The following is a 21,344-nucleotide window of genomic DNA, read 5'->3' as shown; positions in this document are numbered from 1 at the left end:
TGGATTTTCATTTTTGGAATCGTTACATCGCTAGTTGATTAAACTACTTCGTGACTGCCGCTTTAACCACAGATCGCTTTAATAAGTTACCGTTTTTGTCATAAGTAAAGGTGATTTTGTATCCAGGCAACGTAATGGATTGCAATCGACCACTAGTATCATATTGATAGCTTTTTGCAGTTGCTGCTTCAGCTGGAGAAACCATACTTATAGTAGCCATCAATGCAAAAGAAATAATAAGCATACGCATTATTTTTTTCATTATTTTTATCCTCCTTTCTATAAAAATAGCGAAGCAAGCTTTTTAGCAATTTCGCTATCAAACAAAAAAATCAGAATATCCTTAGATATTCCGATCTTTATTGTAACTACTGTTATCATTATCCACTATTTCTTTTTTAAAGAAACCCTTACTAATTTAAGAAATTCATTCTATATACCTATAAAAAGTTAATTTATAATGAATAATATCCTGAATATAAATTCAATAAACTTGATTTTATACCTATATACAAATATGGAAAAATATGAGTCACACTCAACCTTCCAAAATCCCCAACACCGTATCCAGCAACACATTAATCCCTTTTTCACAATCTTCATATGAGGTCAGCTCTTCTTCGCAATGACTTTTTCCATTCACGCTCGGTACGAATACCATTGCAGAGGGCAAAAAAGAAGCGACAAATTGGGCATCGTGTCCGGCTCCGCTTGCCATTGTTTTATAGGAGTATCCTAATGTCTGAACAGATCTTTCCAGTCTTTCGCAAATGGCAGGATCGAACCAGACTGTATCGCGTCCCCATAATTTGGTGCTAGTCACTTCGCAATCTCCTTGTATAGCAGGTAAAGACTGAATAATACGTTCTACTTCGCGGACGACTTCTTCGTTTTTGTGTCTGGCTTCTAGTGTGAAAATGACCTTGTTCGGGATCACGGTATGAATATTGGGATATACATTAGCTCGTCCCATCGTATAGACTAATTCCGAATCTAGAACACTTAATTGCGCGCGAAGTATACTTACCAGATCATTCATCACAAAAAAAGCATCTTTGCGCATATCCATAGGCGTAGTCCCTGCATGATCCGATTCACCGGTAATCTCAATCTCATAACAGACCATACCAACCACACAATCTACCAGACCAATGTGTAATTTTTCGCGTTCTAATACAGGTCCTTGTTCAATATGTAATTCTAGGTAAGCTGTTGCTGCTTGGATTCGGTTGCTCTCTTCTCCTGCATACCCACTTTGGACTAACGCATCGCCAAATGTGATGCCGTCGCTATCTTTTTTATTTAACATATCTGTTTTGGTGAATTTACCGGACAATACTCCAGAAGCCATCATCGAAGGTTCGAAGCGAGCGCCTTCTTCATTGGTAAAATTCATCACTGTAATTGGAATACGAGGTGTAATACCATGATCTACCAGAGTGCGGACAATTTCCAGCCCGGCGATCACTCCTAATATCCCATCAAAACGACCGCCTTTTTTGACCGTATCCATATGAGAACCGAGTACTATAGGAGGCGCGTCTTCTATTCCTGCTAATGTAGCGTACATACATCCCATATCATCGACGACGACTGTCATCCCTAATTGTTCACAACAGGAGCGAAAGTAACCACGTACCGCAATATCTTGTTCACTTAATGCTAATCGTGTCACACCATTGTTGGCTGTCCGTCCAAAATCAGCAAATTGTTCGATCGTATCTGCTAATCGTTGAGCATTAATAAATAGTTTTTGTTGTTGCATAGCGATCACCCTATCCTATTTTGAGATATGTTCTACGGTTAATATGATACGTTTATGTCATGGTGAACATCACAACTCACAGAGCTTATTTCAACCTATGAATATACCGTTTATGTATCTTACATATTACCGCATTATGGGGAAAAGTCATTTGACATAGTGTAATATTTTATAAGATTTCAAAGTTACTTTATACTACATCCGGTACAAAAATCAGGTCAGAATAAGAGTGTAAAAAGAGTATTATCTCTTTCCTTGGATTTGTCACTGGATTTTGATGAAATATAATGAAAAAACGTGGTTGCTATGCTACAATATTAGAATTGTATTGGGAACATTTAGGGAGGGTAAAGTAATCACTATGCTGATTATTGGTATTGCCGGGGGAACCGGATCAGGAAAAACAACTGTCGCTCGTTCAGTGATTGAACGTCTTGGCACAGACAAAGTCACTTTTATATCTCAGGATAATTATTATAAAGAGCACTCCCGATTGACTGCGGAAGAACGCCGATTGATTAATTATGATCATCCGTTTGCCTTTGATAATGAACTACTGATCGAACATCTATATTTGCTCAAACAAGGACAGGCGGCATTTGCTCCTGTATACGATTTTACAACTGATTCACGGTTTGTGGATCAGACGCTTGAATTGCATCCGAATCATATTGCGATCGTTGAAGGTCTGCATGTACTATCTGATGAGAAATTGCGTGCAGAGCTTGATATCAAAGTATTTGTCGATACCGATCCCGATGTGCGGATTTTGCGTCGTGTATTGCGAGATATCGAAGAGCGTGGACGTAGTATTCAATCGATTCACCAGCAGTATTTAACAACTGTCAAACCGATGCATGAAGCTTTTATTGAACCTTCCAAAAAGTATGCAGACCTGATTATTCCTGAAGGCGGACAAAATGAAGTGGGTATTCAATTGCTTTCTATTTTGACCGAAAAATATTTAACCGGTGATCGTGCATGGGGCGAAGCGTAAATTCACCCACCTATAATGATAGTTATATAAAAAGAACAGGCTACACACCTTTTATGATGTTAGCCTGCGACTGTGTTACTATGAAAGCTGTTGGATAATCCATCCAACAGCTTTTATTTTTTTATATACAATTATTTTATCGATGCTATAGATAAGGAGGTAAATACAGTAATGAACTATTCTCGATTGATCATTGGATCTGTTTTCTTTATTGCAGGTACTCTTTTGTTTGGATTTGTACATGTAGCAGTAGCCAATATGTTTACTCATACTAGAGGACCTATTGATATGCCTGAACAATTCAATGATTTTTTAGGCATTCTCAGATTAAAAATACCTTATATTATTAGTATTATCTTCATGTGTATAGGTCTAATCTTATTGATTACTACTTTAATTCAAAACCATTCCAGAAAGGAATAGCCTAATAATGAGTAAATTATTTATGTTTATAGGAGCAGTTCTTTTAATATCAGGTACTCTTTTGCTAGGCATGACCCAAATCGCTGTTGCTAGCTTTGTCCCTCATGTACTAGGTTGGTCTACACCACCAGGAAGATTTGTTACTGCGATGGAAGAACTTTCGTTACAGACTCCTTATAGAATCAGTATATTTTTTATGATTGTAGGCTTATTATTATTTGCAATTGTTTTAATAAAAATAGGAATTCGCAAGTATAATAGCAAGTTAAAAAGCCAGCAAGAACAATAATTCTTTTACATATCAATATAATAAGATATTTTAAACTGTAATTAATCCAATGTCGCTCTCTTGCAGATGCTCTTGCTTGAGAGCCCCATTGGAACATCATGTGACACATATAACAGAATACATGACTTTTGATACTACCTAGTGTCGTTATTTATTAAAAAGCTACCTTCCCTATTAATGATACGTAATGACGAAATGTAAAACAGTACTCTGTTCAGATGGATTGATGTACGTGTGCTGACGATCGGCTTTGAAACGAATACATTCTTCCCCTACCAGATCATATCGTTCTTGATTGACTTCTACCGTAAGCTGACCAGACATCACAGTTACCAATTCGGTCACTCCCGCTTGATGGGCTTCGGAAGTGTAAGAATTATGCGGTTGCAAATACCCTCGGTACAACTCAAATCCATTCGAGCGAAATAACGGCTCTACTACAAAAACCTCATCAGAACTTCTTAATTGCACACTATCTTGCTTGCGAATAACAGACACATCGGATTCTCCAGATAACAAGGATGCGATAGGAACATGCAAACCATCTGCAATTTTCCAGATTACCGATAAAGTAGGATTCGCTTCTCCTTGCTCAATCTTAATCAAAGTTAATTTACTAACACCGATTTGCTTGGCAAATGCTTCTATCGTGATGCCTTTTGCTGTTCGAAATTGTCGTAAATTTATGCCAATCTGCTTGCCAACCTCTTCTTCTTTAGCTTGAAATCCAGCATTTTTATCCATTGTATTCTCCTTTTATATCAAGCATTCTCTTTATTATTGTTCTTAAAATGTATATTTAAAAATACTAATAGTTAATTTTATTTTACTTTTATATTCTTTTTATACTATAATCTGATAAAAGTTAATTATAATATACTATTTAATTATTATTTTATACTTTAGAAAAATAGAATACAAGGAGAATACGTAGATGCTCCCCAAACAACATACGGTTAAAACGGCTTTACTTGAAGCTTTTCCGCTGGCATTAGCGATAGCCGCTTATGGATTATCTTACGGAGTGCTTGCTACTCAGGCACATTGGAGTCTTTGGAGTACTATCATGATGTCTGTGCTCGTCTTTTCAGGTTCAGTGCAGTTGATGATTATAGCTATGGTTATATCCGGTGCTACATTACCGGGCATGATAATCACTGCGGTATTGCTTAATTTGCGTAATTTGTTATATGGAGCTGCACTGGCAGATAATTTAGCCCCTGCTTCTCGCAAATATCGCTGGTTACTGGCATTTGGCGTCTCTGATGAATCATTTGTACTGGGAAATATACGTTATCAGAAGTATGGAGCAGATCCGTTGTATTTTGGCGTTGTAGCAGGATTATTTTATGGCGCATGGGTGATTGCTTCTTATATTGGTGCATATATCGGGGATTTAATTGATCCGGTGCGTTGGGGATTGGATTTAGCGTTTCCGATTACATTTGTAGCTTTACTTATTCCTTCTCTTACTGACAAACCTATCATCGCTACAGCAGTAACTGCACTCGGTGTCGCCAGCATATTGCATTATATAATGCCTACTAATGAATTCAATCTAATCATAACAGGTGTCATTTCTCCGTTCGTTGGAATGTATATTGCAAGGAGGCAACAACATGTCTGAACAGTGGATTTTGATTCTCGTTCTATGTATAGTAACTTTTCTATCACGTCTAATAGGCGTTGAAATGATGGCAGGGCGAATATTGCATCCGACCCTGCGTTTGTATTTTAACTATGTGCCGATTGCGATGATGGTGGCGCTTATTGTAGATCAGATCGTTACGACTGATCAGGGATCGACGTCAATCTCATTGCCGATTGTAGGCGGTTCTATCGCTGCTACACTGATGATTAAAGTTACACGTTCCTTTTTACCTACTGTAATCATCGGTGTACTTGTAGGGCTTGGGATACGTTATTTGCTATCCAGTTAACATAACACTAAGTCATCACGTTTATTGATCGGCACCCATATTGAACTTAGCGCCTTTTTTGCGAATTTCTCCATCAATATCTAATGTATTGATAAGCGATAGATCGGCAACTCCTTGATGAATCGCGGGTGAACTTTGTTGTAGATGGAAATTGCGCTTGGCTGGATTAACAAATACAGGATTGGCAAATAACGAATGAGCATCATTTCCACTACGTTTACTATAGTCCGGGAAGCCTGTATACTCTTTATTTTTCCATATCCATGTTGCTTCTGCACTTCCATCCGGTGCATCGTACAGATTATAGTCGATAATATTGCCACTGTTTTTGGTGTATTCATTATAAATTAGAACATTCGATGCTCCTGCGACCATAATATTATTTTGGATCACATTGTTACGGGTATCGTATTGAACATATAACTGTCCATTACCACGATTTAACGTATCATTTTTATACAAAGTATTATTCATGATATGACTGTTGGTGGTAGAACCTCGCTCGGTATCATATCCACCCATAGCTATACCTGTTAACCGGTTAGAGTAGATCATATTGGTACGTACTGTAATATTGTCTGTCGCTTTGCCTTTATGTTCGGATGCAATTTCGATACCGATATCGTTGTTATAGACTTTATTTTGTTCGATAATCGTATCTTTCCCTCCATCAATATAGATAGCTCCTGCCGAGTTGCTGTTATTGGGTATCTTTTTTCCGTAAAAGGGATTGCGATTAGATGAGATATTGTAGATCGTATTGCCTTTAATTAATCCTTTACGAGCGACATCGTATTTGACATCAGGTGCTGTTCCTTCATAGCCAATCACATCAATCCCGATATTATCGTTATCATGTAAAAGATTATGACTCACAGTAAATTTCTCTACATTTCCATTGATGGCTAACGATTCGCTAGAACCTAATACGAGATTGTACAGTTCATTATTATTGATCGTAATATCATGCAACGACTCTGGCGCTTTGTTGCCATAGACTGCTATACCATGTGCATCTCGACCTGTCGCATTGTTACCTGATAATGAGACTGTACTTTTGATATCATGAATTTTATTGCCTGTAATTTGAATATGACTACCTGCTCCTTGCACACTTATACCTGTAGGAACTTCATCTACATGAGTGGTAGTGTAATTACGAATCTCTAATCCTTTGACCGTAATATAACTAGCATCTTGAATATCGACCATACCTTGCAATCCATCTACAGATTGCCCTGTGCCGTCCAAAATAGCTTTTTCAGAACGGTAATTGGTAAATGTAATATTGCCTTTGCTTGCTGAACCTGAACGAGTGATCGCTAATTGTTGCTTATATACCCCTGCGCGTATATACACAGTACTACCTGCCGGTACTGTATCTGCGGCATGTTGGAGCGTTTTCCAGGGAGAAGTGATCGTTCCTGCCTGACTATCTTTGCCTGTAGGGGACACATAATATTGAGTAGTCGCCGCTTCTGCTGAAGGTGGAGCACTATATACTAATAAACTTATACATAATATACAGCCCAGACCGATCAAGCTATATAATTGATATTTTCGCAATGGATGATCATCCTTTCCTGACTAAAGTTCTGAACATGTCCCATTATAAACGTAATCTGATCGCTGTCTAGCATACGATTGCATATTCGGTAGTTTTTATTGAAAGATCCTTATTCGAAAAAAAGTCTTGATTACGGTAGAGTGCGTCCGCAATCAAGACTTTGACTAATTATGCTAAATGACTCGATGTTGCAGCCATTTTTTACCCCTGAATCGCTTCATAAAGATCAATCCGCGGACTGCCCATTCACAATCCATCGCAATCCAGATCCCTAGAATACCCCAACCTAGCGTAATCCCAAGCACATATCCAAGAACAACCCGGAATAACCACATCGACAACATCGATACCAGTGAAGTGAACTTGGAATCGCCTGCTGCCCGTAACGAAGAAGGTGTAATAAAAGCTATCGCCCATAATGGCACTTGAGCAATGGTATTGATAAATAAGACTAAGAAAATATCATCTACAATCTCTGCTGGCGGGTTGAAAATAGAGATCAGTGGATTGAAGAATGGGAAGATCAGCAGTCCCATAACAACAAAAGAAAGAGACGATAACATTAGAAACGATTTGGTAAATTTGCGTGCATCTTGGATATGCCCGCTACCGATACACTGCCCGACTACGGTAATAATAGTAAGTGATAACGCATTTGCTGGAATCTGCATTACCCCTGCCAACGAAGAACAGATAGCATTGGTCGCTATCGCATACGTTCCCATACCAACGATAAAGATTTGCGTTAAAATTTTACCACCGTTGAAAAACATTTGTTCGGCGGCAAAAGGAATCCCGATAAATAGTACTCTTTTGAGCATAGAGAACTTTATAATCAGAATCTCACGCAATTGAACTTTGAGGTTTACATCCATTTTGAACAAATAATAGATTGCACAAGCCGCACCCAAATATCTTGCGATATTGACCGAAAGTGTCATTCCGAATACGCCCATATGTAACCCGTTGATAAATACAAAATTTAATAATACATAGATCACATTCATGATCAGCGACAACATCAATGAAGCTCGTGTACTCCCTACCCCGCGCAATGCTCCGCAGACTGCTTCAACAATTGCGATGCCTAGAAAAGAAGTACAACTTCCGATTAAATACGTTCGCGCAAGATTCATTACATCTGCTTCAGCCGATCCAAAAAGGATATTGAGTAGCGGTGCATGAAAAATAATTCCGAACAACGCGACTGCTATCGCCAGTAAAGAAACGGAAGATACCGCCCCTGCACTCGCTTCGGAGACACCTCGTTCATCTTCGCGCCCTTTGTATTGGGCTACGACTACAGTTCCGCCTGTAGCCACAGCAATAAATACGCTCAGTAGAAAAATATTGATCGAATCGATCATATTGACTGCACTGACAGCGGCGACTCCTGCTGAACTGATCATCGCTGTATTGATTAAGTTCAATCCCATAATAAAAATCTGATCGATCAAAATCGGTACAAACAGCGCAATCATCTGGCGGTAATGAATATTTGAGCCTGAAAAGTACTTATCCAGTAGCCGATGACTTCGCTTAAACTTAAGTTCAAATGGTTGCATCATAGTTCACTTCTTTTACATTAGAATGGGCATACGTAACAATAGACCGACGTTCGTGTATCAAAAGTTTTTGATACAATCATTTCAAAAAAATAATATAAAAAAAGCTCTTCAGATGAGAAAGCAACTGAAGAGCATGGATGATATCTTAACTATAATAGGCTTGTTGCCAAGCGCATGTTCGTCGATTGCGTACATGAATATATCACTCTTTACATGAAAGAACAATACTTTTGACGCAATCTTAAGTGATTTTATTTTCCTTTCGCTAATTCGGATAATTGAGCAGGCGTTAGACTACCTTTATAAATACGTAGTTCATCCATCTGTCCTTTGAACGGGGTATCCCAATAGTTCACACCGAGTCCGAAGCTAGCATTATTATCTGTAAAAATATCTGGGAAGTTATCGCCACTCAACTTCTGTACTCCATTCACATAGATCGTTAAGCGACCTTCATCTACAGAGAAAGCTAGATGTGTCCATTGATTCGCTGGAATAGTCACTCCGGTCACTCCGTCGTACCATGCTGTTCCAGACCAGACCATAGCATTGTCTGCTGTTGCACCACGCGGAATCAAGCTTACCCAATGGTCGGTATCTTTCGCTCCGAAAAAGGCTGGCGAATAGGTAGTTAATTGATCAGGCTTCACCCATACAGACACCGAGTATGAATTGTTCGAGATTAATCCTTGCGGTAAACGAATCCCTGATTTTCCATCGAAAATAGCAGATTGTCCCTGAACTCCTGTGCCATACGTAATCGTGCCTACTGTTGAATCCAAGCGTTCTCCTGTCACTGTTCCTTGTCCAAATGTAGCCGTTGTATCTTTTAAATTATTTTCAAAGCTGTATTGAGCAGTTAACGTAGCTTCTACAAATGGTTGTACTGTCACCTGAAATACTTTGGTCTGCTTACTGCTACCCTTAGTAATAGTAGCTGTCAGTGTTACATTCGCTGGTGCCTGTCCTGCTTGTGGACGAGTGACTGCGCCTGTATTCGCAACTACAGCTGGATTAGAGCTTGACCATACTATTGATGTTCCGCGACTACCCACTGTAGGCAATACGACATCACTGACCATATTAGAAGTATCTCCTAGACTAAGATCACCATACACATCAGCAACCACTTGCTTATCGGAGACATCTGCTAAACGACTGCCCCAACCCATCGTTCCGTTGGTAGACAATGCTGTAAATGTCATCGTATATTGCTTCGATACCGGATTCCAATTTTTCACGAATACGCCTGTATAGGTGACGCCTTCGATTGTTAATACAGCATCAGCTGTTCCTTTTTGTCGCCATTTGCCTTGAAGCTCGCCAGAGATGGTACGATCTTTGTTTAGACGAATATATTTGGTGTTTTTGATCGCTGGTGAAGAATCGTTACCATGATCGATAAATTGGTAATCGCCTATGATCGTATCTTCACTGACTTTAGTTAAATTTTCACCTGTATAACGGTAAGGAGATACAACAGGCCAACCGTCTTTGTTAATATACATCTGGTGAATACGAAGTTCATGTTCTTCTCCTCTAGCCGGGAAGCGAGTATGGAATACAAGGAATGTCTGTCCTGTTTTGTTATCGGTGTAGACGGAGTTATGACCGGGAGAGACATAACCTAGATTTTCTCCATATCCAGGATCGCCTACTTTACTATCCCATAGATAGTTACCGATGAGCTTGTTACCATACGTTACATTAGACGTTTGTGCAGGCCATGTTGCTTGTTGTCCTTTGGCATCTTGATAAGGGCCATCTGGCTTGGTCGCGCGGAAGACACGCATATTGTATCCCCCATTAGCTGCTAATCCACCATAGGTCATATACAGATAGTAGTAGCCACTTTCTTTGTTGTATTGAATATAAGGGCCTTCACCTGATTGACCATAACCACCTGCTACTTTGGTGCCGAAATAGCGATCAATTAAGCGCCCATCTTTTGTTTTACCATCTTTGCCCGGGTAGATCGGTTTGCCTGTTTTGGCATCAATTTCTAATACAAAAATACCGCCAGACCATGAACCATAAGTCATCCATAGCTTGCCTTTGGTATCGGAAAATATAGTTGGATCGATCGCATTTGGATACGTTTGATTGGCATATGTGCCATCCGCATTGAACCATGCTGCGTTTTCACCAGTTACTTTTTTCTGATCAATAAGCGTCTGGATATTGGTATTTGTCCATTTTTTATCAACAGTACTGTTATTATCAAATGCTTTGTCTTTGGTAAAACCAGAGTAGATCATCGTATCGACATACGTATACGGGCCTTCTATTTTTTGCGATACTGCCATTCCGATCGCAGAGCGGATATATGTTGATGATGTGCAATAGTAGATCGTATAAGCGCCTTTGGTTCCATCGGCATTCACATATTTGGGATTCCAGATCACATCAGGAGCCCAGACCGAGAAGCCACCTTTACTATCTGCATCGTTTTCGCCTGCCCATTTGAAAGAGCCAGCTAGATTTTTGGAAAGATCGCCGTATAATGTATTGCCTGGAGTGGTGTAACCGTTTGCAAATGAAGTCCAATTGATTAAATCTGGAGACTTGGCAGCCGAGATATGCGAACCAAATACGTAGAACGTTCCACCGGCTTTGATAATCGATGGATCATGTACCGATACATTGGAAAAAGTAGGCGTTGTGACTGCTGGCTTGAGATCATACTCTTCTGCTCGCACTGTTGAAGCCCCTCCAAAACCTAATGTTGGGATTGTTAATGAGATCATTAATGTGAAGGCTGTCGCTTTTTGAATCCAACCTTTATTCATTACTTATGCCCCTTCCGCATTATAAAGATCAGAGCGGATATGATTAACCCGCTCTGTCATACTATTAATAAGCAATCAATAACAATGAATTATGACTGTACATCAAGTACAAGTACATTGACTGAATTGGCAGGTAAGACGACAACCAATGACTGATTATCGATCTGTACTTGTTGCTCTTGAGGAACTACTTTCTCGTCGTTCTTTTTGTTCACATTGGGAACATGTACCAGTTCAGCATCCCCTGTTAGTGTAATCCATTTGGCTGTCTGAGATACGGTAAATGCTTGCAGATCAATACGTGTTGCTTTGTCTGCATCATCTGCATTAACTAATTTGACATAGACATGATGCTCGTCTTTGGTAACCGAATGGAACACTTCACGATTGTAAGCTTCTAATTTGTAATCCAGTACTTTACTTGCCGTCTGACCGTTCGTGTAGGAGCAAATAAGACGATTGCCAGTATCTCCCCCGTAATTAACAGTGATGGTATACAGGGTATGATCGGTAATAGCTTCATAGCTTGCTGCTCTTAGATTACCTGTTGCTGTACTGGTGGAATAATCGCCCAGTGTATAGCTTTCGACACCTTGCTTATGCACTTTGACACCTGTCGCCTGACCACCATAACCAATCGCATATTCGATCACATCTTTGTTCTCCGCAGAGATATCGGTCAGACCTGCACCTACGTAAAAACCATCTGTACCGGATACTCTAGAAGCAATCACCTCCACTGTGTAATCTGTCCATTCTTCATTGAGTATATAGAGACCATTTAAGCCACTGGCTTGAGCGTGCAATACTAACCCTTGTGCTGGATCGATCGTATAACCAACAGAACCCGGAATTTCTTGCCAGATCGATTGGAGTGGTTGTGTGAAAATCTTGCTCTAATAGTACTGACCGATCCCGATTAGATGTGACTTTGGCATGGCTGATGATCACTTCTGCATTTCCTGTTGCAATCTCAATTCCGCCACGAGGAATAAGTTTCATCGATTTACCATTTTTATAAGTGGAGAAGGAAGTATCAAGTACTTTATTTCCCAGATATTTTGCATATAAATGCTGTACATAGTAGTTCGGTGTAAACCAGACACTTTCATCATCGAACCAGATACAATCTGGAGTCCAGCGATAAGTTCCATCGGTTAATACTTTGTTAAATAGTGGAGCATAAGCGGCAAGACGGACTACATCTGCATTATTCTCAAATCCTGTAATTACAGCGGCTTCGGCTACCGCTCCTGCTAATGTATTTTTATCAGTAGACGCATATTCACCGACAAATACTTTGGACGATTGTTGCCAGTCGATACTGCCATCTGGCTGATACGCTCTATAGTAGTAGTTATACCGATCTGCATTACTTAGCAAATATTCATTTGAACGGTAATAATGTTCATCCGCAATCGTATCCATATAGTTAGATTGGTCTTTGTACCATGTGACTGTTTCTTCGATCACTTTCTGTCCGTCTGCAAAAGCTACTTCTGCCGATCCTTCCATATTTCCGCTCAAAAATTTCCATCCTTGTTGATACGCATCATCGTCTGCCTGTGCTCCCACTGTTGAGATAATATGCAGTTCATGATCAGGATAATGTTTCTCCATATATTGATCGATTGATACTTTGAACACTTCAAAATTAGCGAAAAACTCTACGCCCCAGTTTTCATTTCCAACGCCTAAGTAACGCAGATCAAATGGTGCTTCATGTCCCATATAACGACGCATCGCTGCCCATTCGTTATGTTCAAAATCAGTACTAATCGCAAAGTCGATCAGATCGGTAAAGTTCTTAATAAAGTAATCCCGTAATTCCCCACCTGCTGGATGTGCATAATCCGAGCGTGCCTGACACAATACTCCACATGCCATCACAGGAAGTGGAAGAGCATTCAAGTCTTCGGCTAATTGGAAATATTCCATATAACCCAGACCCATCGTCATCATATAGCCCCAGACGTTAAAGTTTTCTTTGCGTAATTCGATATCTCCGATCGAGTCTTTCCAATCGTATACATTTTCCCAGATAAACGAACCTTCTGATATACAGCCTCCTGGAAAACGTAAAAACTTAGGATGCATATCGACTAATGCATTGACCAGATCTTTGCGCAAACGGTAATTCGGATTGCCTGTATAGTTACTATGAGCAGAAGACGAAGACACTTCTTCTGTCGCTCCCCATACATCACGAGGCATTAGCGACACCATATCAATCGAGATATCTCCATCAAAAGTCAGCGCTAATTGTCCAAATCCATTCGCTATTCCTGTCAATGTAATCGGAGTCTCTACACCATACTTTTTCCATGTGTGATTGCCTTCAATAAGGATGGTGATTGGTTCGCTAAGACTGTCATGTTCAGCAGACTGTAACTGGATCGTGATACTTCCGACAGATTCAGCTTTTGCCCAGATCGTGAAATCATACTGCGTTCCTGTACGGATCGCCATCGCACAGTTATGATTCGTATCCCCAAATCCACGGTTATAAATAGTCGCTTCATCGGCGACTGTTACATAATACGAATTCACTTCTGGATCTTGTACACCAAAGTGTTCATTCAACCCTCCACTGGATTGTGGAGTCATCTGCTCTGTATCGCCGAACCATGCAAATAACGGCTCACGATTACGCCCTGTAGAACATCCACATTCTCCAGAAGCATGAGAATAGGTATCAAATGCAAACGATTCAAACGAACGGTTCTGCACCAGCTCTGCATAGATACCACCGTCTGCCGCGTTGTTGATATCTTCATAAAATAAGCCATACATCACTTCGCTCACGTCCAATACTTCCCGGTCGCCATGAATCGTAAGCGTATATGGTGGTACATGTGCAGGAAGTACAGACACATGGTAACTTTTCTCCAGCGTAGTCGTGCCTCTAGTAAGCACTGCGTTCAATGTCACTGCTTGTGGCTCGGTCACGTCTCCGATCTGTCCTTGATCAGATAACCATTTCGGTTGATTAGATGTCCATGCTACATTGACACGCCCACTCATTAATTGCTGTGGTAATAAGATATCTTTCGTAATAATTGTTGTTGGAAATGAAAGATATTTATCACGTGTTAATCGAATAATCTCTTCATCGGTTAACGAATCGCACATCACTTCTATAATCTCGTCCGCAGATAATCCTGCTTCATATATACGGAAATCAGATAACGAGCCGACAAAATCATCATCGGCTACAAATTGAGAGCGTCCGATATAATTGGCTTCTTTGCTGGTCTGTTCTGCAAAGGCTTGGAACCAGTGGCGCAGACGTGCATAATTCCCGCTAGACGTCTGGCTAATCGATCCATCTGCAAGCACTTCACCATTTACATAGACGACAGGCCCTGCACTACTCAGTGTGCCACCTTCGGTTCCTTTGACAGACAGAGCTACATGCATCCATTCGTCCCGTACAAAACCTTTGCCCGGGTCAATCGCTAGATCGCCGTCTGCTGTTAACGTTCCACGCATCTGGCGTGTCATAAATAAAGATGGACTTCCTTCACCATTACCAAAATCAAAAAGACGCTCCCAGATACTCACGCCCATCCCCAAATTCACCCATGTCGTAACTGTTATTCCATTGTTATCGCTTACATTTTGCAGTGCATCAACAGGAAGTTGGATAAATGAACTACCATTTTGTCCCCCTGCAAACGTAACTGCATTTCTACCATACACTTCAGCAATCACAGGCTGGGTCGCACCTGCAACGATCCCATCATTTGCTTTTCCTGAAGAATCTTGAGCGATATGTTCTGCGTTATCAAACTTATATTGTACAACTAACTTATCGTGTAATTGAGTCATTGCTATTCTCCTATCTCTATCTATAGTTAATAAAAATATTAATAAATTAATATAATTGCATATTATATAGTCATATTACTCTACTATGGTTATACTTTTCAATGCTTAATTTTGTAATCGTTGGAAAATAGATAGCAGAAGAGAAGATTTTTATGTTAACAAGCGCTTTTAAGTGATGTATAATTGTTATAACAGTATAATTATTTTACAGGAGGAATTGATGATATGAGTAAATCATTACACTTAGAACGTAAAGTTTCTAAGTTTGGCAACAGCTTAGGTCTAACGATGACAGAAGCATTTAAACAACTCGGATTAGAAGCTGGAGATAAAGTAGAGGTCAATATTAAAGAAAATAGCGAAGAAATTGTGATCAAAAAAGTGCAAAAAGTAGATTTACCTGCTGGCATCAGCCCTGATTTTTTAGATACCCTTTCGCAAGTTATGGGGCAATACGATACGACTCTCAAAGAATTGAAAGATAGATAATGGATGCTATTCGTTATCTTTCTGTAGCAGAAGTGGTCGCTATCAATATTGCGGTTATCCAGAAGTATAGTAGTCCTAGTGAACCCATCGGTATTAAAAGTAACAGTCTATTGGAATCTGCTCTTCTTCGTCCTCAATCTTCAGCCTTCAAAGAAGCATCCCCCTCTATTTTTGAAAAAGCGACTGCTTTATTTCAATCTCTTGGTGAGAATCATGCTTTTCAACATGCAAACAAAAGAACAGCCTTCACTGCTCTCGTTATTTTTCTACATTACAACGGCTACCATTTTAAAATGGAACCTAAACAAGCTACAGATTTCACAGTAAATATGGTTAATCATATGTACACTTTTGAGAAGATTGTTGAAATGATTAAGGATCATTCTGTTTCTTTTTAAATTTCTATCTGCATATATTTTGTAGTATTTAATTTTTTAATCATATGGGTATAGTCATTAAAAAATAGCATGAAAGAACAAAAAGCCACTAGTCTACATGCAACTAGTGGCTTTCTTCCTTTTGAAATTAAACCAAATATTTATACTTTTCTTAATTCCAGATGCTTCACTTCAATACCCGGCTTCACAAATTCAAACTTCAATTCGTATACGCCTGCTTCTAATTCCACTTTCACTAACTTCTGCGTGATCCATTTGCCTTCTGTACCATTGGTCTGGATCGTGGTCACTAACTGATCATTAAACGTTAAGTTACAAGCACTTTGCGCTAGATCATTTTCAGGTGACATCACGTAAGCGAACAATCGGTACATACCGGCTTCTTTGACTTCGATAAATGTCGATTCATTCGTATCCAGTGGAATCGGTTGGTTTGGCTTCACTTTTTGCGCTTGTTCTGCGGATAGATTAGCATTTCCTTTAAAAACATCTACACTTTCAACAAACGCTTCTTTTCGCCCAAATACAGGCGCTTGCATAATAAATTCACAAATATTGATCGCACAACGTTGTAACTCACCGACAGTTAAAGCGCCATTTGCCAATGATTCGATAATATTATCGCCCCATGCATTGGTCTCTGCACCATAGTTAGGCACAACCATATAGAGATCATTTTGCGCGCGTACCATTGCATGCATATGTTTGCGATCAGCCGGCCCTGCGTCTGCTGGATCATTCATAATCGCCCACCAGTCAGTCATCACAATACCGTTGAAGCCCCATTCACCACGCAAAATAGTTGTATTCAGATCATAGTTAGAAGCTGCCCAGTGACTATTAATCGGATTGTATGAAGTCATGACCGAGTTTGCGCCACCTTGCTTCACAGCAATTTCGAATCCTTTGAGATAAATCTGGCGAAGGGCGCGTTCAGACACGACAGCATCGACTTTGCTACGATGCTTCTCCTGATTATTACAAGCGAAATGCTTCAGTGTTGCATTGGAACCGCCTTTCATAATGCCTCGTGTACAAGCAGCTGCGAATACACCTGAGATCAACGGATCTTCTGAAAAATACTCAAAATTACGTCCATTTAACGGACTACGGCGAATATTCAGTCCTGGCCCAAGCAATGCATCAATATGGTTAATCAGCATTTCCTGACCTTCCATCACATACAATTCTTCCACCAGTTCACTATTCCATGTTGCCGCCAGTAGTGTTCCAATCGACACTTGAGTAGACTGCTCTCCGCTATCCATACGAATACCAGACGGGCCATCTGCTGTACAAGCTACTGGAATTCCGTAACCAAATAGACTATCGCTCACGCCACCAAAAGCAGATGCTGTACCCGACGTTACGAGCGGACTACTCATCCCTTCGCCACGTACCAGAGCAGCCAAATCTTCATCATTTAACTGAGATACAAAGTCTTGAATACTGACTTTGCCATCTGCAACATCTTTGAGTTTGTGTCCTTTGTCGCCTGTCTGTGGCAAAGGTTCTGGTAGATTCTGCTGAATCCGATCTTTTAACGAAATCTGACGGGTAGGCACTTCAACCGAACTCAGTTCATACGAACCGTCCTCTTGACGAGCACCCGGTTTGAAACGGTAAAAGCTTTCTAGTGGAGCCATCGCTTCTGCTAATTGCTCAACCACTTGCAGTTGCTCCAATACATAACCGTTTTGTCCTTCGACCTGTATAGGTTGTACCTTTTTCACACTGGTTCCTACATGAAAAATATACGTACCCTGTTCCAACACATATGCGGACGGATGCCCGGTAACACCACTATCATCATAAGAAGCGAGTGAATGTATAAGGAACGTAATCGTTAACGTTTCAGCTTCTCCCGGTTGTAATACTTTCGTTTTGCCAAAAGCCGCTAATACTTTAGTCGGTTGTCCAAGCTCGCCTTGCGGTGCTTCGACATAGACTTGAACCACTTCTTTACCTGCAAACGTAGAACCGCTATTTTTCACATTTACATTGATCTCAATATGGCCTGCTCCATCTCGGGAGATCACTTTCGCTTCTTGAGGATCTATAGTGAAATTTGTATAAGACAATCCATATCCAAATTCGAATTGCACTTTATCCGGACAAAATGTCTCAAAATAGCGATAACCTACATAAATATCTTCTTCATAAATACTTTTAAATTCATTGCCGTAATTGCGTGTAGATGGATAATCCGCAATCGAGTAAGCGATAGTATCGGTTAGCTTCCCGCTCGGTGTCACTTCGCCAACAAGCACATCTGCAATCGCATTACCGCCTTCCATGCCGCCATGCCATGCGTAAATCACACTGCTAATTGGGTGTATGTATCCTGTATCATTGATCCAGCTCATATCTACAATATTGGATACATTTAAGATCACAACTGTTTTGTCAAAATGAGTAGTTACATGTTGCAACATGGATTTTTCCTCTAACGTCAACTTATAACTTCCCGGTTCATCTGCATTATCCTGATCTTCACCAGCAGTACGCCCGATAATCATAACTGCTTTATCCGAATGTTTGCGCGCTTCAGCTACCAATTCATCGGTTAACGGCATTTCTTTCTGGAACCACGGTTCTGCTGCCCAACCACCGCCACCGTTATCAAACGGATTTTCTTCGATCCATTTCTCATATACCGAAGCCAGTTGTTCGTTGACCGTAATGTCTGCTTTGCTACGCAATCCATCTAAAAGGTTAGTCGTATACGCTACATGCACACTACCACCTGAGCCTGTTCCACTACGATAATAATTCACCTGTGTGCGTCCAAATATTGAAACGCTTTCTTTTTTCTGAATCGGAAGAACTTGATCATCATTTTTCAATAATACTGCACCTTCCGCAGCAACTTTACGACTGAATTCTGCAAAACCTTTCAATGGAACACCTATTGTAGATGTACTCAAATCTATCGCCTCCTGTTTTCATACGTCTGTCTATATTATGTACTTCATCGTGTCTAAAAGCAAAAAATAGCGATGCTCAAGAGTTAATACTCTTTGAACAAAGCTAATGTATCATAAGACCATTCTGGAATTTCCGCTATACAATAAATCATCTTATTTTTTTCTATTTCAGCAATAATAGAAAGCTCATATGTATTATCTATAATAATGACCTGATCTGCTATAACTAGAGTAGCATTCAATTCACTCGTGATATTCATACTCTTTACGCTCTCCTGATTCACTATAAACAATCTCATATTTTTGTCCGCTAGCATCTTCACGGAGACGTTTATTATTTTTTATATAATAAATAGAAGCTCCTGCTTCTTTCGCTTTTAAACGCACATTTATGTTGGCTTGTTGGAAGGCTTGTTGAAGTTGCTCTCTACTAAGTAGCATAAGATTTTCCTCCTCTAAAAATAAGCTATTTATTCTATTTATTATATCATAATCTAAAATAATTTTTGCGTTCTAAAGAGAACATCACTTTTTCATCAAGCTTCCCGACCATACACTTCAAACTGGGTCAAAGCTGGAAAAGGAGAAGGAGCATCGGATTGGATTAACTCGCTCAATGTGACCCAGTCCACTGTTCTTTTTTCAATAGAGATCGTTTGCGGTTGATGTGTTTTGACCAGATTCACTTGCTCTGAACTTCCATCCGAATAAGTTAATGTCACACGTTCCCAATAATTATCATGCGGAAAATCTGCTCGTAACGTCAGCACCACCTGATCGATTAACACTTTACGTCCAAAATGAATCGTAATCGCCGCATCTGCACGTTGATTAATCCCCCAAGATTCATAAGGCCATTCTCCATGCGAATGATTGGCTCGATTCCCATTGATCGCATTGCGCGCTGCAAAAACCGCTTCCCCACGCGTCTCTACATTTGCAGAAGCATGTGGATAGCAGACTTCATTGATGTGTTGGTCATACGGGTTATAGGCTAGATTCCGATAAGACTGTATCTCTTCATTTGTTGCTAGACGTGCAGTTAATAGATGCATTTCGCCTGTAAAAGATTTCGGTGAATATGAGGTTCTTTTTTCTGCAAAAGGGATAGAATATCGGTATTCTTCACCTGTAAAATAAACAAAAACTTCACCCATCGAGTCCTCAAGTTGGATCATGAGGTATGTATTGGGTTGGGAGCATTTGAGGATAATGGTATCTTCCGGTTGGTAAGCTTGAGTGTAGACAAGATGTACTTGATCGGTGTCCGTATGAGAAGTTAAGACTTTGCCTGTAGCGTTTTGGATTTCAAGAGATAAGTTGGTCATGGGTTTTGGCTCCGTTCTATGATTTTATTTATAGTACTTGAAAAGTTGATCAAGAGCTCTTTCAACGACACAAATATATGTAATACTAGCTAGAGAAAACGCTATCATATTTAAACTGAAATATCTATACTAGGTCGAGATACGTTTGTTTTTATATTTATTTTCACAATTTCAATAGAACACTACTTGGACACAGAATGGCGATAAAGTATAGCTACAATTTGCTCAAAAGAAGTATTCCCTTTCGCAATATCCACAATAAATTCAACAGCAAATACACGTTCCATTCTCAAATGATAACCATTAATCATTAAAAAAGACTTCACCACTAAATAAGCTGTACGTTTATTGCCGTTATGAAAATAATGGTTTTTAACAAGAGATTCTAATAACGCTCCCGCTTTATCAAACAAGCTAGGATATGCATCTTCACCAAATAAGCTCTGCATCGGTCTACGTATAGCAGAATCAAGCAAGGTATGATCTTTGATTCCTGCCTGATCCACATCGTTCATTTGTCTCATCATGTAATAATGAGCAGCAATGACTTCTTCTTTGGTTAAAAACAGAGTCATATTATCTGTCCTTCAAATCATCAAATATCGCACGATCTTCCTCAAATACATCATAAAACGCTTCTAACACTTCAGGGCGAACATGTTCAGGAAGCTCTATTTGACGAACCTTTCTTAATATAATCTCACCATCATCATTTTCAATAAACTCAATTTCATCTCCTTGAGAAATATCTAACTTCTCAGCAAGCAACTTTGGAAAGCTAACTCCAAGACTGTTTCCCATCCGACCAATTTTACGAGAATATACTTTATGATCTGACGTTTTTTGATTTAGTTTTATAATTTTGTTCACCGTAATCACCTCTATTTATTTAATCTTGGAAGTTACAAAGTTATAACTGTTATAACTTTGAGTAGAGGATATCATAGTCAATATCAAAAAGCCACTCATTAAAATATAATGAATGGCTTCTCTTTTACTATAATAGAGTAATCTCATAATCTGTATCGTTTAT

19 protein-coding genes and 1 pseudogene are annotated in these 21,344 nt (G+C 39.7%); 7 read left to right on the top strand and 13 right to left on the bottom strand.

What is annotated here, in order from left to right; all coding sequences use genetic code 11:
* Positions 1-43: 43 nt before the first annotated feature.
* Positions 44-262: an RHS repeat domain-containing protein gene (locus tag QE450_RS21325; protein WP_307301931.1), complete on the bottom strand. Its 219-nt coding sequence runs from the start codon at positions 260-262 to the stop codon at positions 44-46.
* Positions 263-538: 276 nt separating this feature from the next.
* Positions 539-1,765, bottom strand: coding sequence for a Zn-dependent hydrolase (locus tag QE450_RS21320; protein ID WP_307301929.1), 1,227 nt, complete (start codon positions 1,763-1,765; stop codon positions 539-541).
* A 361-nt stretch (positions 1,766-2,126) separates the two neighbouring features.
* Here QE450_RS21320 and udk point away from each other — a divergent pair, with 361 nt between their 5' ends.
* From udk to QE450_RS21305, 3 genes are all read left to right on the top strand, one after another.
* Positions 2,127-2,762: a uridine kinase gene (udk, locus tag QE450_RS21315; protein WP_273614420.1), complete on the top strand. Its 636-nt coding sequence runs from the start codon at positions 2,127-2,129 to the stop codon at positions 2,760-2,762.
* A gap of 171 nt (positions 2,763-2,933) precedes the next feature.
* On the top strand, positions 2,934-3,185 hold the full coding sequence (locus tag QE450_RS21310) for a hypothetical protein (RefSeq protein WP_307301927.1): 252 nt from the start codon (positions 2,934-2,936) through the stop codon (positions 3,183-3,185).
* A 7-nt stretch (positions 3,186-3,192) separates the two neighbouring features.
* Complete coding sequence (locus tag QE450_RS21305) at positions 3,193-3,474, top strand: hypothetical protein (RefSeq protein WP_307301925.1); 282 nt, start codon at positions 3,193-3,195, stop codon at positions 3,472-3,474.
* 174 nt (positions 3,475-3,648) lie between these two features.
* On the opposite strand, the gene QE450_RS21300 is transcribed toward QE450_RS21305, so the two are convergent.
* Entirely contained in the window at positions 3,649-4,218 is a 570-nt protein-coding gene (locus QE450_RS21300; protein ID WP_307301923.1) for a helix-turn-helix domain-containing protein, read from the bottom strand.
* A gap of 190 nt (positions 4,219-4,408) precedes the next feature.
* On the opposite strand from QE450_RS21300, the gene QE450_RS21295 reads away from it, so the two are divergent.
* Positions 4,409-5,101 carry an AzlC family ABC transporter permease gene (locus QE450_RS21295; protein ID WP_307301920.1) on the top strand — a complete coding sequence of 231 codons (693 nt, stop codon included), beginning with the start codon at positions 4,409-4,411 and terminating at the stop codon, positions 5,099-5,101.
* On the top strand, positions 5,094-5,414 hold the full coding sequence (locus QE450_RS21290) for an AzlD domain-containing protein (protein ID WP_307301918.1): 321 nt from the start codon (positions 5,094-5,096) through the stop codon (positions 5,412-5,414). Before QE450_RS21295 ends, QE450_RS21290 begins: the two co-directional genes overlap by 8 nt.
* Before the next feature lie 21 nt (positions 5,415-5,435).
* On the opposite strand, the gene QE450_RS21285 is transcribed toward QE450_RS21290, so the two are convergent.
* The 4 genes and pseudogenes from QE450_RS21285 to QE450_RS21270 all read right to left on the bottom strand — a co-directional run bounded on the left by QE450_RS21285 (position 5,436) and on the right by QE450_RS21270 (position 15,169).
* Complete coding sequence (locus tag QE450_RS21285) at positions 5,436-6,980, bottom strand: DUF5123 domain-containing protein (protein ID WP_373462019.1); 1,545 nt, start codon at positions 6,978-6,980, stop codon at positions 5,436-5,438.
* A 174-nt stretch (positions 6,981-7,154) separates the two neighbouring features.
* Positions 7,155-8,546 (bottom strand): MATE family efflux transporter, encoded by a 1,392-nt coding sequence (locus tag QE450_RS21280; protein WP_273614416.1) that lies wholly within the window; start codon positions 8,544-8,546, stop codon positions 7,155-7,157.
* A 254-nt stretch (positions 8,547-8,800) separates the two neighbouring features.
* Entirely contained in the window at positions 8,801-11,338 is a 2,538-nt protein-coding gene (locus QE450_RS21275; RefSeq protein WP_307301915.1) for a LamG-like jellyroll fold domain-containing protein, read from the bottom strand.
* Between the two features lie 89 nt (positions 11,339-11,427).
* Positions 11,428-15,169, bottom strand: a pseudogene (locus QE450_RS21270) (alpha-L-arabinofuranosidase C-terminal domain-containing protein).
* A gap of 225 nt (positions 15,170-15,394) precedes the next feature.
* Here QE450_RS21270 and QE450_RS21265 point away from each other — a divergent pair.
* Together QE450_RS21265 and QE450_RS21260 are read left to right on the top strand one after the other, a co-directional pair.
* Positions 15,395-15,658, top strand: coding sequence for an AbrB/MazE/SpoVT family DNA-binding domain-containing protein (locus tag QE450_RS21265; protein ID WP_273614413.1), 264 nt, complete (start codon positions 15,395-15,397; stop codon positions 15,656-15,658).
* Positions 15,658-16,056, top strand: coding sequence for a type II toxin-antitoxin system death-on-curing family toxin (locus tag QE450_RS21260; protein ID WP_307301912.1), 399 nt, complete (start codon positions 15,658-15,660; stop codon positions 16,054-16,056). Before QE450_RS21265 ends, QE450_RS21260 begins: the two co-directional genes overlap by 1 nt.
* A gap of 140 nt (positions 16,057-16,196) precedes the next feature.
* Here the strand turns inward: QE450_RS21260 and QE450_RS21255 are convergent, their stop codons facing one another.
* The 6 genes from QE450_RS21255 to QE450_RS21230 all read right to left on the bottom strand — a co-directional run bounded on the left by QE450_RS21255 (position 16,197) and on the right by QE450_RS21230 (position 21,181).
* Complete coding sequence (locus tag QE450_RS21255; RefSeq protein WP_307301910.1) at positions 16,197-18,983, bottom strand: glycoside hydrolase family 3 C-terminal domain-containing protein; 2,787 nt, start codon at positions 18,981-18,983, stop codon at positions 16,197-16,199.
* An 83-nt stretch (positions 18,984-19,066) separates the two neighbouring features.
* A complete protein-coding gene (locus tag QE450_RS21250; protein WP_307301908.1) occupies positions 19,067-19,243 on the bottom strand; it encodes a hypothetical protein in 177 nt (58 codons plus the stop codon).
* Positions 19,227-19,424: a hypothetical protein gene (locus tag QE450_RS21245; RefSeq protein ID WP_273614409.1), complete on the bottom strand. Its 198-nt coding sequence runs from the start codon at positions 19,422-19,424 to the stop codon at positions 19,227-19,229. Before QE450_RS21245 ends, QE450_RS21250 begins: the two co-directional genes overlap by 17 nt.
* A gap of 95 nt (positions 19,425-19,519) precedes the next feature.
* Positions 19,520-20,311, bottom strand: a complete 792-nt coding sequence (locus QE450_RS21240; protein WP_307301906.1) for a carbohydrate-binding protein — start codon at positions 20,309-20,311, stop codon at positions 19,520-19,522.
* Between the two features lie 182 nt (positions 20,312-20,493).
* On the bottom strand, positions 20,494-20,886 hold the full coding sequence (locus QE450_RS21235; protein WP_307301904.1) for a type II toxin-antitoxin system death-on-curing family toxin: 393 nt from the start codon (positions 20,884-20,886) through the stop codon (positions 20,494-20,496).
* A gap of 1 nt (position 20,887) precedes the next feature.
* Positions 20,888-21,181, bottom strand: a complete 294-nt coding sequence (locus tag QE450_RS21230) for an AbrB/MazE/SpoVT family DNA-binding domain-containing protein (protein ID WP_273614406.1) — start codon at positions 21,179-21,181, stop codon at positions 20,888-20,890.
* Positions 21,182-21,344: the final 163 nt, after the last annotated feature.

Origin of the sequence: Paenibacillus sp. SORGH_AS_0306, assembly GCF_030819345.1 — a bacterium.
Lineage (GTDB): Bacteria > Bacillota > Bacilli > Paenibacillales > Paenibacillaceae > Saccharibacillus > Saccharibacillus kyungheensis.
The sequence above is the reverse complement of the archived record's forward strand: the minus strand, read 5'-3'. Positions and strand labels throughout refer to the sequence as shown.